The organism is Xanthomonas sp. NCPPB 3218 (genome assembly GCF_056725185.1).
This window is the reverse complement of sequence record NZ_CM161516.1, coordinates 1,945,311-1,959,625: the sequence shown is the minus strand read 5'-3', so window position 1 is coordinate 1,959,625 and position 14,315 is coordinate 1,945,311. Positions and strand designations below refer to the sequence as shown.

Annotated in this window: 12 protein-coding genes; 7 read left to right on the top strand and 5 right to left on the bottom strand. The window is 64.8% G+C overall.

Annotated features, from left to right (window positions below; genetic code table 11):
• Positions 1-12 precede the first annotated feature (12 nt).
• A complete protein-coding gene (locus AC1PLS_RS08700) occupies positions 13-2,838 on the bottom strand; it encodes a hybrid sensor histidine kinase/response regulator (protein ID WP_481104485.1) in 2,826 nt (941 codons plus the stop codon).
• A 444-nt stretch (positions 2,839-3,282) separates the two neighbouring features.
• Between AC1PLS_RS08700 and AC1PLS_RS08695 the strand changes: the two genes are divergently transcribed.
• The 5 genes from AC1PLS_RS08695 (at position 3,283) to AC1PLS_RS08675 (ending at position 8,544) form a co-directional block, all read left to right on the top strand.
• Entirely contained in the window at positions 3,283-3,747 is a 465-nt protein-coding gene (locus AC1PLS_RS08695; protein ID WP_481104484.1) for a MarR family winged helix-turn-helix transcriptional regulator, read from the top strand.
• Between the two features lie 37 nt (positions 3,748-3,784).
• Complete coding sequence (locus AC1PLS_RS08690; protein WP_481104391.1) at positions 3,785-4,969, top strand: FAD-dependent monooxygenase; 1,185 nt, start codon at positions 3,785-3,787, stop codon at positions 4,967-4,969.
• A gap of 413 nt (positions 4,970-5,382) precedes the next feature.
• Positions 5,383-7,494, top strand: coding sequence for a methyl-accepting chemotaxis protein (locus AC1PLS_RS08685; protein ID WP_481104390.1), 2,112 nt, complete (start codon positions 5,383-5,385; stop codon positions 7,492-7,494).
• Between the two features lie 173 nt (positions 7,495-7,667).
• Positions 7,668-8,084 carry a hypothetical protein gene (locus tag AC1PLS_RS08680; protein WP_481104389.1) on the top strand — a complete coding sequence of 139 codons (417 nt, stop codon included), beginning with the start codon at positions 7,668-7,670 and terminating at the stop codon, positions 8,082-8,084.
• Positions 8,085-8,289: 205 nt separating this feature from the next.
• Positions 8,290-8,544, top strand: coding sequence for a carboxymuconolactone decarboxylase family protein (locus tag AC1PLS_RS08675; protein ID WP_209271846.1), 255 nt, complete (start codon positions 8,290-8,292; stop codon positions 8,542-8,544).
• 234 nt (positions 8,545-8,778) lie between these two features.
• On the opposite strand, the gene AC1PLS_RS08670 is transcribed toward AC1PLS_RS08675, so the two are convergent.
• Both AC1PLS_RS08670 and AC1PLS_RS08665 read right to left on the bottom strand, forming a co-directional pair.
• The gene (locus AC1PLS_RS08670) at positions 8,779-9,171 is read right to left on the bottom strand and encodes a hypothetical protein (protein ID WP_374057720.1); all 393 of its coding nucleotides are present in this window, start codon (positions 9,169-9,171) and stop codon (positions 8,779-8,781) included.
• A 39-nt stretch (positions 9,172-9,210) separates the two neighbouring features.
• Entirely contained in the window at positions 9,211-9,669 is a 459-nt protein-coding gene (locus AC1PLS_RS08665; RefSeq protein WP_152971757.1) for a hypothetical protein, read from the bottom strand.
• Between the two features lie 210 nt (positions 9,670-9,879).
• On the opposite strand from AC1PLS_RS08665, the gene AC1PLS_RS08660 reads away from it, so the two are divergent.
• Both AC1PLS_RS08660 and AC1PLS_RS08655 read left to right on the top strand, forming a co-directional pair.
• Positions 9,880-10,431, top strand: coding sequence for a CPBP family intramembrane glutamic endopeptidase (locus AC1PLS_RS08660; protein WP_081008628.1), 552 nt, complete (start codon positions 9,880-9,882; stop codon positions 10,429-10,431).
• Positions 10,432-10,553: 122 nt separating this feature from the next.
• Positions 10,554-10,928, top strand: coding sequence for a nuclear transport factor 2 family protein (locus tag AC1PLS_RS08655; protein ID WP_104575139.1), 375 nt, complete (start codon positions 10,554-10,556; stop codon positions 10,926-10,928).
• Positions 10,929-11,065: 137 nt separating this feature from the next.
• Here AC1PLS_RS08655 and AC1PLS_RS08650 read toward each other — a convergent pair whose 3' ends face one another.
• Positions 11,066-12,859, bottom strand: coding sequence for a methyl-accepting chemotaxis protein (locus tag AC1PLS_RS08650; RefSeq protein ID WP_184517077.1), 1,794 nt, complete (start codon positions 12,857-12,859; stop codon positions 11,066-11,068).
• 310 nt (positions 12,860-13,169) lie between these two features.
• A complete protein-coding gene (locus tag AC1PLS_RS08645; RefSeq protein ID WP_481104388.1) occupies positions 13,170-14,246 on the bottom strand; it encodes a catalase family protein in 1,077 nt (358 codons plus the stop codon).
• Positions 14,247-14,315 lie beyond the last annotated feature (69 nt).

Here is a 14,315-nt window from a genome sequence, read left to right as displayed (position 1 = left end):
TGCACGCAGGCCTCAGTGCGATTTGCGTTCCAGCAACTGTGCCACGCGACGTTCCAGGTCCACGGCCAGAAACGGCTTGGTCAGCACTTCCATGCCGTCCTCCAGTTGCCCGGCGCCCACCGCCGCGGTTGCCGCGTAGCCGGTGACGAACAGCACCGGCAGCGTCGGCCGCGACTGCCGCCCCGCGTCGGCGACCTGACGTCCGTTCAATCCACCGGTCAGGCCGACGTCGGTCACCAGCAGATCGATCGTCTCCTGCGAGCGCAGGCGCTCCACTGCGGCGCTGCCTTCGGCGGTCTCGATGACGCGGTAGCCCGCTTCGCTCAGCACTTCGGACATCAGCACGCGGATCGCGGTTTCGTCTTCCACCAGCAGCACCGTGCAGCTTGGCGCGGTGGAACGCAGCGGTTGCTCGGTCGCCGGCACTGCCTCGTCCTGCGCCAGCACGCCATCGAAGCGCGGCAGGTACAGCGCCATGGTGGTGCCGATGCCCACCTCCGAATCGATCCGCACGTGGCCGCCGGACTGGCGGGTGAATCCGTAGATCATCGACAAGCCCAGACCGGTGCCCTGCCCGATCGGCTTGGTGGTGAAGAACGGCTCGAACACCTTGGACATCACATCGGCGCTCATGCCGGTGCCGGTGTCCTGCACGCTCAGGCACACGTACTCGCCGATCGGCAGGTCCAGCTGCTGGGCGGCGCCGGCGTCCAGCACCCGGTTGGCGACGGCGATGGTGAGCTCGCCGCCATCGGGCATCGCGTCGCGCGCGTTGATGCACAGGTTCAATAGCGCGTTTTCCAGCTGCGGCGCATCCACCAGCACCTTCCACGGGTCGGCTGCAGGGCGCAGCTGCAAGGCGATCGAAGGCCCCAGCGTGCGCGCGATGATGTCGTGCATGCCCTGCACCAGTGCCTGCACCTCCAGCGCGGTCGGCGCCAGGGTCTGCCGGCGCGAAAACGCCAGCAGCCGCTGGGTCAGTGCGGTGGCGCGCGCGGCGCTGGACTGCGCCATTTCCACATAGCGCTCCAGGCGGTCGTACTTGCCCTGTTCGATGCGCGTCTGCAACAGCTCCAGACCGACGCTGATCGCCGTCAGCAGATTGTTGAAGTCGTGCGCCAGCCCGCCGGTCAGCTGGCCGACCGCCTCCATCTTCTGGCTCTGGCGCAGCTTTTCCTCGGCCAGCAGCAGCGCCGCGCTGCGTTCGCGCACGCGCTCTTCCAGCGTTTCGGTCAGCTGGCGCAGCTGCTGTTCGGCCAGCCGCTTGTCGGTGATGTCGGCCGCAGTGCCGAACCACTCCACGATCTGCTCGCGCTCGTCCAGCAAGGGGATCGCGCGCATCAGGGTCCAGCCCACCCGCTGATCGGCATCCAGCACGCGGTATTCCACATCCAGCCCGGTCTTGTTGACGATCGAATGCGCAATGGCCTCGGCCAGCCGCGCGCGATCGTCCGGGTGCACCATCTCCTGCTGCCAGTTCAAGCTTGCCGAGAGCGCATCACTCAGCGCCCCCTCGCCAACCAGCTGGCGAAGCTCGCGCCAGTCGGCGCTGGCCGAGAAGATCGACTGCGAGGACGCGCGCACCAGCGCATCCAGCCGGCGCTCGCTCTCGCGCAGGGCTTCGCTGGCCAGCCGCTCGGCGGTGCGGTCGCGCAGCACCTTGACAAAGCCGATCGCCGCACCGGTTTCGTCGCGCAGCACCATCAGCGACCCGTTCGCCCAGAAACGCTGGCCGGACTTGCGCACATGCCAGCGCTCGTCCATGCCGCTGCCGCTTTCCAGCGCCGCCGCCGCCTCGATCAGGATCTGCCGGCGCTCCACATCTTCCGGGGTGAAGGTGCGCTCCAGGGTCTGGCCCAGCATTTCGGCCTCGCTCCAGCCCAGAATGCGCTGCGCGCCCTCGTTCCAGGACGTGACCAGGCCGTGCAGGTCGGTGGCGATGATCGCGTAGTCCATCACGCTGTCCAGGATCTGCCGGTTGCGCACTTCCGCCTCGCGCACCGCGCGTTCCAGGCCGATGCGGTCGGTGATGTCCAGGCCTTGCACGAAGATGCCGGAGACGGTGCCATCGGCACCGGCGATCGGCTGGTAGACCAGATCCAGCAGGCGTCGCTCCACCGGGCCGCCCGGCTCGGCCTGCACGTTGTAGGCCAGCGCATTGGCCGCATAGGCACGCCCGGACTGGTACACCTCGTCCAGGCGATGCAGATGCCCCTGCTCGACCAGATCCGGCAGGGCCTCGGCCAGCGGCTTGCCGATCACGTCGCGGTGCCCGATCAGGCGCGAATAGCACGGGTTGGCGAACTCCACCCGATGCTGCGGACCGCTCAGAAACGCCATGAACATCGGCGCCTGCTCGAACAACCGGATCAGCCGCTCGTGCTCATCGGCAAGCCGGTTTTGCGCCACCTTGCGGTCGGTGACTTCGTTGGTGACGCAGAACGCGCCGCCCACACGCCCATCGTCCAGATAGATCGGCGAGAACGAGAATGTCCACCAGGTGTCTTCCGGCGTGCCGTAGCGGTTCATGCCGATCGGCACTTCCTCGAAGCGCGAGGCGCGCCCCGCGAACGCGGCCTCGATCGGCGCACGTACCGCCTCCCAGGCATCGGCCCACAATTCCCGCAGCGGCGCACCCAGCGCATGCGGCTGCCGCGGCCCCAGGATCGGCGTGTAGGCATCGTTGTAGAAGAAGGTCAGCGCATCGCCCCACACCACATACATGCTTTCCGGCGAGCTGAGCATCAGGCTGACCGCATTGCGCAGCGGCGACGGCCATTGCGTGGTCGGCCCCAGCGGTGTTACGGCCCAGTCGTAGGCGCGCACGGCCTGCGCCATGGCGCTGTCGCCATACGGAAACGGCGCGCTCACGTGGTGCCCAGGCGCGCTGCCGCCCGGCGGCAGTCGTCATGCGGACAATGCGCAACGCGGTGCGCGGCCGGCTTACCAATCACCCAAACAAGCATCTTTGACGAACCATTGAAGAAGAACCAGGATCAAACGCCGCGCAGCGCCGGCTGGCAGGAACGGAACGGGCCGAGATGCCGGCCGCACCTGCCAACGCCATCCGGCGTTGCCGGTGGCGCCCTGCAAGGCGTGCAGCGCCCGCCTACGTTACAACACTCAGGTGACGATGCCTGCCGACTGCGCGCCGGCCCCACCCTGGCGTGTTGCCGCGGCAGCCGGCATGGATGCCGCGCCGCGGCGCGCCGGCGATGCCCGGCGGTGCGCGTGCCCGGATAAAATCGCGAGATGGCCGAAAGGCGTGGCACGGTAGCGCAGATGCAGGATCGCGACGTACTCATTCACCCGCTGGCTGCGGTCGCACCGGGGTATCTGGCCAACCATGCTGCGCGGGTCTTCAACCGTCTGGTGGATGCGCAACTGCGCCCGCATGGGATGTCGCTGGCACTGATCGGGCCGATCATGCTGCTGTCCTGGAAAGGGCCGATGCTGCAGCGCGACCTGGTGATCGACTCGGCAGTGAAGCAGCCGGCAATGGTGGCCCTGCTGGACAAGCTGGAGGGCCTGCAGCTGATCGAGCGCGCCCCGGCGCCGCAGGACCGCCGCGCCGCAGTGGTCTCGCTCACGCCGCGCGGGCGCAAGATCGCCGAGATCGGCGGCAAGATACTGATCGATCTCAATGCCGATGCGCTGAAGGACTTCTCCCCCGAGGAGGCGCAGCAGACTGTCGCGTTCATGCAGCGCCTGATCGCCAACCTGGAGCAGCGCGACCAGGGCATGTAATATCACTTCTGATATTTCTTCTTTCGGGTGATCTGTCATGCCGCGTCGCATCCTCATCACCGGCGCAAGCGTCGCCGGCAACACCGTGGCCTGGGCGCTCGCCCGGCAGGGATTCGACGTCAGCGTCGTCGAGCAGGCCGCGCAGTTTCGCGATGGCGGCCAGAACATCGACGTGCGCGGGGTCGGCCGCGAGGTCCTGCAGCGCATGGGCCTGGAGCAGGCCGCACTCGATCATGGCACCGGCGAGGAAGGTACTGCCTGGGTCGACGACCACGGCCATGCGGTGGCGACCTTCAAGACCGACGACATCGATGGCGATGGCCCGACCGCAGAGCTGGAAATCCTGCGCGGCGACCTCGCCCGCCTGCTCTACGACGCCGCACGCCAGACGGCCGAGTACCGGTTCGGCGACCGCATCGCCAGCATCGACGACGACGGCGAGGCTGCCACCGTCCGCTTCCAGAGCGGACGCAGCGAGCGCTTCGATGCCGTCATCGTCGCCGAAGGCGTCGGCTCGGCCACACGCGAGCTGGTGTTTCCCGGCGAGAACGACCCGCGCTGGATGGATCTGACCATTGCCTACTTCACCATCGCACGCACCGCCGACGACGACCGCCTGTGGCGCTGGTATCACACCACCGGCGGGCGCAGCATCTCGTTGCGCCCGGACCAGCACGGCACCACGCGCGCGATGCTGTCGCTGCAGAAAGCCCCCGAGGGCGAGCAGGACTGGGACCTGGCGACCCAGAAGGCCTATCTGCGCGAACGCTTCGCCGACGCCGGCTGGCAGGCTGCGCGGGTGCTGGACGGCATGGACACCACCGACGATTTCTACTTCGATGCCTTGCGGCAGGTGCGCATGCCGCGCTGGCACGCCGGCGGCGTCGTGCTGACCGGCGACGCCGCCTGGTGCGCAACCCCGCTGGCCGGCATCGGCGCCACCCTGGCGGTCACCGGCGGCTACGTGCTGGCCAACGAGATCGCACGTGCCGCGACACTGGAACAGGCCCTCGCCGCCTACGCCGACGCCATGCGGCCGATGGTGGAACAGGGCCAGGGCGTGCCGAAGATCGGCCCGCGCCTGATGAATCCGCACAGCCGGCTCGGCATCCAGCTGCTGCACGGCGCACTGAAATTCGCCAGCCAGCCCAGCGTCCAGAACATTGCCGCCAAGCTGATGACGCCGTCGATGAAGGCGCCGGACCTGTCGCGCTATGACTGAGGCCGCCTGGATGGCGGCCGTGCTGCGGTGGCGGCACGATGCATGCTGATCGACGCCTGCCATCGGCCGCAGCACCGGCGCCGCGGCCGTCTCCACGCCTCGGTCACTTGCCGTGCCTGAATCCGCTTCTGCCCCGGCGCTGACCGGCACCAAAGCGCTGCGCTGCGGCCGCGACCGCTGGCTTGCGTTCTGATCGCCATGGCTGACGGCACTGCGAAGCCAACCGTGGATGAATCCTGCCACCGCCGGCGGTTTCATTTCCGCTGACGCAGGCCGCTAACGAACAGGTCGAGACATCCTTCGTGCAGCGGCAACGCTGCCGACCCCATCGGTGTCCCGGGCGCATCGCCTCCCAGCTGTTGCTGGGATTCTCCCCCGCTCTTCCGCTCGCCGGATCACCGATCAAACTCCCTATGTCCCTGCTTTCGAATCTGCGCATCGGTCAGCGCCTGGCCCTCGGCTTCCTCGCGATCATTGTCCTGATGGTGATCCTCACCGTCGTCGGCATCCAGCGCGTACGCAGCATCGACCAGCAGCTCACCGCCATCAACGAAGTGAACAGCGTCAAGCAACGCTATGCAATCAATTTCCGCGGCAGCGTGCACGACCGCGCGATCGCCCTGCGCGATGTCGTGCTGCTGGACGACCCGGCAGACCGGCGCACGGCAGAGCAATCGATCGACAAGCTCGCCGCGGACTACGCCCGCTCCGCCAAGCCACTGGACGACATGATCGCGGCCTCCACGGACGCGGAAGAAAAGGCCATCCTCCAGCGGATCAAGGCCATCGAGCAGCGCACCATGCCGTTGATCGCGCAGGTGCGCGCGTTCCGCGATGGCGCCGACAAGCCGCATGCCGAACAACGCCTGCTGCAGCAGGCGCGCCCCGCCTTCGTCGCCTGGCTGGCCAGCATCAACGCCTTCATCGACCTGCAGGAAGCCAAGAACCGCGCGGCCGCCAAGGACGCGGTGACCACCGCGCGCGGCTTTGCAATGCTGATGGTGGTCTCCACCGTCATCGCCTTGCTGCTGGGCGCCACCATTGCGTGGTTGCTGACCCGCAGCGTGGTGCTGCCCTTGCGCCAATCGCTGCGGTTGGCCGAGCGCATCAACGACGGCGACCTGCGCAGCCAGGACCTGCCCACCAGCAAGGACGAATCCGGCCAGTTGCTGCGCGCCATGCAACAGATGCAGCGCCGCCTGCAGGATGTGATCTCCGCCCAACGCAACATGGCGGCCCGCCACGATGCCGGCGAGATCAGCTACCGCACCGACGCCCAGCAGTTCCCCGGCGAATACGGGCACATGGTGCAGGACACCAACGCCCTGGTGCATGCGCACGTACAGACCCAGCTGCGCATGACCGAGGTCATGGGCAGCTACGCCATCGGCGACCTGGCTCCCGAAATCGAGCAATACCCCGGCGAAAAGGCCGCCATCACCGCCACCATGCAGCAGGTCAAACAGAACCTGCGCGCCATCAACGCGCAGATCCAGCAGCTCACCCAGGCTGCCTGCGCCGGCAACTTCGCGCTGCGCGGCCAGCCGGAAAAGTTCGAACACGACTTCCGCCTGATGGTCGAAAACCTCAACACCATGATGGCCACCTCCGACACCAACCTGGCCAGGTTTTCCGACCTGCTGCGGTGCATCGCCGATGGCGACCTGACCGTGCGCATGACCGGCAACTTCCACGGCGTGTTCGCCTCCATGCGCGACGATGCCAACAGCACCGTGCATCGCCTGACCGACATCGTCACGCATATCCAGACCACCTCCAACAGCATCGGCTTTGCCGCCGAAGACATCGCCAGCGGCAACCAGGAACTGTCCCGCCGCAGCGAACAGCAGGCCGCCAGCCTGGAAGAAACCGCCGCCTCGATGGAAGAGCTGACCTCCACCGTCAAGCAGAATGCCGAGCACGCCGGCCGTGCCAACCAGCTCGCGCTGGGCGCCGCCGCCATTGCCTCGGAGGGACGCGACGTGGTTGGCCAGGTCATCGAACAGATGTCCGGCATCGAAGCCTCGTCCAGGCGCATTGCCGACATCATCTCGGTCATCGACGGCATCGCCTTCCAGACCAACATCCTCGCGCTCAATGCCGCCGTCGAGGCCGCACGCGCCGGTGAACAAGGCCGCGGTTTTGCCGTGGTGGCCTCGGAAGTGCGCACCCTCTCGCACCGCTCATCGGACGCCGCCAAGGAGATCAAACGCCTGATCGACGACTCCGTGCAGCGCGTCGCCGACGGTGCAACGCTGGTGCACAAGGCCGGCACCACCATGGGCGAGGTCGTCACCAGCGTCCAGCATGTCACCGACATCATGGGCCACATCTCCGCCGCCTCGCAGGAACAGGCCGGCGGCATCGAACAGGTCAACCTGACCATCGCCCAGATGGACGAAACCACCCAGCAGAACGTCAGCCTGGTCGAAGCCGCGAGCACGGCAGCCCGTTCGCTGGAAGCGCATTCGACCCAGCTGACGCAGGCGGTCGAGGTGTTCAAGGTCAATGCCTCGGTGATCTGACTGGCCGGGTAGCGCGATCCTTAGTGACTGGCCTTGTTGCTGCCTGCGCTCGCGCAATGCTGCGCACTTGCGCGAGCGCGTCACGGCGAAGTGACGCTGCATCGCATTGATGTGGTCGCCACGTTCGTGCAGCGCACCAACGCCATCAGCTTGCATCTCCACAACACACGGGCATGATTGCCGCAATGGAACGCCTCCGCCCCTTCCGCACGCTGATGCTTGCAACGCTTCTGGTCGCCTGGCTTGCCGCGTGCGCGGCAGCTGGCCCCATCACCAGCCAGCCCATCGAAGGCCCGGTGCGGCTGGGAGAAATCGCGGCGGTCGATGGCCCCAAGATTCGTCCCGACCGCGTCATCGAAGACAGCCGTTGCCCGGCCGAGGTGCAGTGCGTCGTGGCGGGCCGGCTGATCGTCAGGGCAACCGTGCTCGGCGGCGGCTGGTCCAAACAGATCGATCTCACGCTTGGCGTTCCGGTGGCTGTGGCCGATGGCCAGTTGACGTTGGTCGACGCCACTGCCCCACCAGCAGACTCGGCAACGGCCTCCACGTCGAACATGCGCTTCACCTTCCGCTTCCAGGGTGGCCGCTGATCAAAGTGCTTCAGGCCCGGGGCGATGCAGCACGACCGCTAGGCCCTGCAGGCGCCCACACGTCATCCAGTGCTGCTCGTAGCCGTTGAACCGAGGCGTACGCTTGTTCTCGCGTTGCAAAGCCTGAGAATCCCATCAGCAAACCGCCCGACGATGAGGGGCGCATTCGCCAACTGCTCAATGCCTGGAGTGGCAGTCCGTGTGCTTGGGCGGCCTGCGCCAGCAGCGCATCGAGTTGGACAGCCTGGCCGGGTGGAGGGTGAGTCCGCATTTCAGCGAACGTGAGCGCGTGGCCCTGGGGTGGACCGAGTCATTGACAGATATTGCAAACAGCCGAGCCCCTGACGATGACTTTGCTCTTCTAAAAGCCCATTTCAGTGACGCCGAGATCGCTGACCTGAGTTTTGCCATCGCGCTGATGGCTGCATTCAATCGTTTGGCGATTGGCATGCGTCAGTAAGCTCCAGCACGTCAATGCAGACTGCCCGCCCTGTCTCGCAACGCTGATAGCCGCCAAGGCTCAGAACAGGAGCTTGACGGCCGGCTAGCGTCCGGCGCCAGCACGCAGCACTGCTGGCGACTGCTCATTGTCGCCTTCGCTGATCCAGGCGCGGCGTATGACTACGCTACGCACTGGATGGCCAGGTGCTGCGCATCGAGCGGAATGGCAAGCGCTGCCTTACAGTAGCCCGGGCTAGGATTGCCCTCTGGCCTGGGGAAAACAGCGCTCCATCCGATCCGTCCACGCTGCCAACTGCTCAAGCGTATACGCCTCGATCGGCTTTGCCATTGTCGAGGAGGCCTTGTGTTGCGAAACGGTCGCAACCAAGGAGGAGGAAAGGCGATCCCAACAACGCATCAGCAGCACCGGAGATGGATGCGAAGCAACCAGGGCCTCAAGCACCGCGCCCTGAGCCACCCTTGCTGCCTGCAGGTCGCTCAAGGCATCCACAACCGCTGTCATCCATTGCTCGTTCAACTGCTCCATACCTTTCAACAACGCTGTGGGAAGCGCATAGCGTATCCGGATCCACATGTCCTTGGTGGTGCGTTTTGCCAGTCGGCGCAAACACAGCTGAACAAGCAAGGTGATGCCGAGTTCAAGCAGAGCACTGCGTGACAGACGTCAGCGGTCACCACTAGCTAACCTAGTTTCTGCAACGTAGAACCATGGCTTGAAGAGATGCATGCCAGGACGAAACCACGCTGGTTGGTCGATGATCGATACCAGCTGACGTTGAGCCCAGCAATCAATGCTCAAGCTGTGATCAGGCAGCTCAAGCCGGATGGCGAAGGCACCAAGGACATCGTCACTTCGAAGCGATGTGCAGTCCAACCTGAAACGAATCCCCAGCCACCACCAGAAAATGAAATGAGAGCATGGAGCAGCTGCCAACTGAAACGCTGTGCTGATGCAGACCTTGCTTGAACTCAATGCAAACCTGCCAGCAATGAAGGTTGAAATCCAGGCGCTGCCAGCAGCGTCTTCACCGCACACGGCGACATCGGCCGGCCTCACTTCAATTGGCGGATCACGGTCGAGCGCCTGAAACAGCGCATGTCTTTCCCTCGTCGCAGTCAGCAACCCATGCCCTCTGGCACAGGACGCTTGTCACTCTCGTGGTTACCGTTCGAGCACCTACTCGACCCTTCGTCCAGCATGTTTCAACAAGGCTCCTCAAGCGCACATCCCCGCCCGGGCATTCCTGTACTGGGACATCCTCTGGCACGCATCGCAGCGATCGCTGTCATCCTCGCACTGGCGCACTACCGCTGGGTGCAGTTTCCCTGGCGGATGCCGCTTGTCGGCATTTTAGGGATTGCCTTGGTCTGGCTGGAAACGCGCTCGCTGAGTGCCTGCGGATTAAAGCCTCAGCCGTCTCGCGCCTGGTTAGGCTGGACACTGCTGCTGCTCGCGCTGGTCATCGGCGTCATCAATCCGTTCGTGCAACCGCTGATCGATGCGCTGACCGGGACCAAGGCCGACTACAGCGGCTACGGCGCACTGCTTGGCAACGTCAACGCGGCCGCCCACCTGGCAGGCGGCGCCTGGCTCAGCGCGGCGCTTGGCGAGGAACTGGTCTTCCGTGCGTTCCTGATGCACCACCTCGATCACCTGCTGGGCCACTATCGTGGCGGACGCGTGATGGCGGCAGTGGCAGGGGGAGCCCTGTTTGGCGCGATGCACCTGACCCAAGGCATCTCTGGGGTGCTGCTGACCGGGCTTGTCGGCGCGTTGTTCGGCTATGTCTACCTGCGATCACGACGCAACCTCTGGGCGATGATCCTGGCGCATGGCTTGATCGATACCTGGGGCATTGCGACGCTGTATCTGGGTTGGTACTAGCAAGTACCTACCAGGAACCGCTTGCTTCGGTGTGCCTCACTGCCAGCAAATCCTTGTCACGTCATCCACGGATGCTGGACGATAGCGCCTTGTCCTCCGCTGCATGAGCAGATTGTCCAGACATGACCACCGATAGCGTGCTCTCGATCGTTCAAGCGCAGCTGGATGCCTACAACGCCAAGGATATCGACGCCTTGCTGGCCACCTATGCTGACGATGCCGAGCATTACACCTTGCACGGACCACAGCTGGCCAAGGGACATGCCATGCTTCGCGAGCGGTTTCTGGCCCGCTTTCAGGAGCCGGACCTGCATGCGCAGCTGTTGTCGCGGACCGTCGTCGGCAACATCGTCGCCGACGCAGAGCGCATCACCCGCAACTTTCCTGACGGGATCGGCCTTGTTGAGATGCTATGCCTCTACGAGGTGGTCGACGGAAAAATCCAGAGAGCCTCATTCGCGACCGGCGCACGCATCGACACCGCACCTGCCCGATGAAACATTTCAGGCGATCGGCCTAGACCGGGCGCCTTTTCAGGCCGAGCGTAGAAAAGCCATTGAACGCATTCTGGTTTCCAGTGCACCGCCCTGCTTCCCGGCATTACCAGGTCACAGGGCGGCACTGGCTACACGCGTTATGCAGCCAATGCGAGCTTCGTCTTGCCGGAGGCGCTGCGTGAGCTGTTGGCAACACTCTCCACCAACGCCGTCGCCTGATCCTCAAGTGCGCGGGCCGATGATGCCATGGTGTCAACAAGAGCGGAGTTTTGCTGGGTCGCTGCATCCATCTGCGAGATGGTTTGGTTGATCTGCTCGATGCCAGCGCTCTGCTCGTGACTGGCCGCGGCAATGCCGCTCATGATGTCGTTGACCTGCCGCACCGAGGAAAGCAGTTCTTCCATGGCCTTACCCGCCACGTTGACCTGCTCCGCGCCCTGACCCACCTTCGCACCCGAATCGGCGATCAGGTCGCGGATCTCCTTGGCCGCCATGGTGCAGCGCTGCGCGAGGCTGCGCACCTCGGACGCAACGACCGCAAAGCCACGTCCCTGCTCGCCAGCCCGCGCCGCTTCCACGGCCGCGTTCAAGGCAAGGATATTGGTCTGGAACGCGATGCCATCGATGACGGTGATGATTTCGCCGATCTTCCGCGACGACGCCTGGATTGCCGCCATGGTGCTGACGACACCATTGACCAGCTCACCGCCATGCAACGCGGTCTCTGCGGCCTTGCTCGCCAGCGAATTGGCCTGACGCGCACCTTCGGCGTTCTTGCGAACGATGCTGGTCATCTCCTCCATGGAGCTTGCAGTCTCCTCGAGCGCCGCCGCCTGCTGCTCCGTGCGCCGCGACAGGTCATCGTTGCTGCGCACGATGTCACCTGCCGCACTGCTGAGCGTATTTGCCACCTCGCCCAGCTGACGCCCGGCTTCCACGTCCATCAATGCTCCAACCGCGCGCAACGGCGTGCCGTCGGCAGCGCGCTTGGTCAGGCCGCGTGCGCGGAACCAGCGGTACTGGCCGTTCTTGAGCTGCAGGCGATACTCGATATCGAAGTTGGTGCGGCCACTGCGGTCGTTCAAATGCGCCGCGAATGCGTTCAAAGAACGCTCCTTGTCTTCCGGGTGCAGCCGTGACGCCCAGCTATCGAGCACGTTGGGGAAGTCCTGCTCGGACTCGAAGCCGAGCAGATGGCGGAACTGCTGCGACCACCAGAACTCGTTGTTCGGATTGATCGGGTCACCCGCGATCACGCTCATGTCCCACAAGCCGTCGCTGAGCATCTGTGAGCCGAGCTCGAAGCGCGTCAGCGTGATGTCGAGGAACTGCTCCCGCTCGCGACGCTCGGTGATGTCGGTGAGCGAACCCGCCACCCGGAGTGGCAAGCCCTGTGCATCGCGCTCGGTAGTGCCAAATGCGCGGAACCAGCGATATTCTCCGGACTTCAGACGCAGGCGGTTTTCCACGTCGTAAGGGGTTCGACCGCTGCGATCGGCAAGGTGCGCCGCAAAGGCATCTAGCGTCGGCTGCTTGTCATCCGGGTGCAGGCATGCGACCCAGCTGTCCAGAACATTGGGAAAGTCCTGTTCAGAGGCAAAGCCCAGTAGCCGGCGCATCTGCGGCGACCACCACACCGGGCTGTCGGGGTGGTCGGGATCCCCGGCAATGACACCAATATCCCAGAGCCCGTCGGTCGTACCACTGGCGACCAGATCGAAACGGCCCTCCAGATGGCGCAACGCGGTGGTCGCGTCTTCCGCCTCGGCCTTAGCCAGGTCACGCTCCTGCTGGGCCGCATACAAACGCTCAGCCATCTTCTTGAGCAGCAGAGCCGATCCGTTGTTGGGCCACTGCGCACTGCCACCTTTCAACGTGGCATCAACCGCTTTGGTCAGTGCGTCCACCTTGTGGCTGTCGGAGAAAAACATAGCGGCCTCTGCTGCTTGCGTTGGGGATGCGTCCCTAGCGGCAGCGATCGGCCGTTCTTGATATTCCTTTCCCTATCCACCACTCTGGGCGAGTCGAGCATTCAGCTAAGCAAGAGCAGCAGCCTTGATGGATCGAGCCCGCTGTCTGCTCCTCCTTGCCAAGCGCGGCGGCGGTCACCCTGTCATGCCAAGCCGGTCGCCGCAGTCGCTCAACGACTTCTCAAAATCTTTGCCTGGCAGCTGCGATCCGGAGCACTCCGGCCCGCGGATGCAGAGAGACTGCATGACACAAGGCAAGCAGCGAGGACGGCTAGACGCCAGTCGGCTCATGGATCGGGCAGCGATTGAACTCGGAGCGGAATCGGCGCGAGGCTGCCATCACGATACGGCGCGCCCGGTTGATGGCGCCCAGCGGCCGGTGCGCGGCCAAGGCATGCCACGGCGAGAAGGCGATACGGTCTTCCAGCTGCTGCGAGTTCTCTCCGTCCCAACCGGCCTGGCGCTCGACCACCACGCGCGCGACTGCCACAAAGGGGCTGATGGATTGCGGCCATTCTATCGACGCATCCTCGACCGGCATCTTTTCCACGTCCCGGCACAGCTGCACGCGCAGCTCCCACTCGGCCGGGCTGTCCAGGGTGCTGATGGCGTGATGGACGGCCTCGCGCTGCGCATCCGGGGAGTCGCCAACTTCCTGCCCATCGAGTTCAACGAGATTGCTGGACACCGGCGCCAGCGAGAACTTGGCGATGTAACGCCCGTAGAGATACGGCACCTGCGAGAAAAACGTCTCGCCCAGCGGATGAACCTGCGGCTGTCCGCCCATCTGCTTGACGCTGCCGCTTCCCCCGCCGATCTTTTCAAGCGTGTGCTCGACACCCCGAAGCACTTTCGAAAGTGCCGCCTTGGCGCCCGGCGCCTTTTCCGTGGTCGTCGCCAGCACGCGGAAGTTACGCAAGAACCCGTCGGGACCGGGGGTGGTGAAGGAAGGGCCATTGACCATCAAGAAATCCTGGCTGTGCTTCTCGTCTCCGCCCTCGACGCGCTCGCCGCTGACGCCCAACACCTTCAAGGCCAGGGCACGCGGAGTCGACACAGCATCGCTCAGTTGTTCTGCAGGTGGCGATGACAGGCGAATGTAAGCATCGTATTGCCCAGGCCCTGCGAACAGGCCTTGTCGCAGCTCTTCGGGCAGATCGTTGAATACGCTGAGCCTGGCGGTGAACAGGCCCTGCCCTTTCGCATGGACTGCGCGGTGCGCATGCCCTTCCTTTTCCGCCACCGTCGTTGCCATGTCGACGAACAGCGCTTCCAGGGAACGAATGGTTTCCTGTTCACTGACGCTGGGCGTTTCCAGATCGGGGCGGTATTCGACGGGCGCGTTCATGAGGTTCCTGGCTTTATGGCTGGTCAGGCCAATGTGCTCCACCCGCTGTTTACGCTCCGTCGAAGCCGT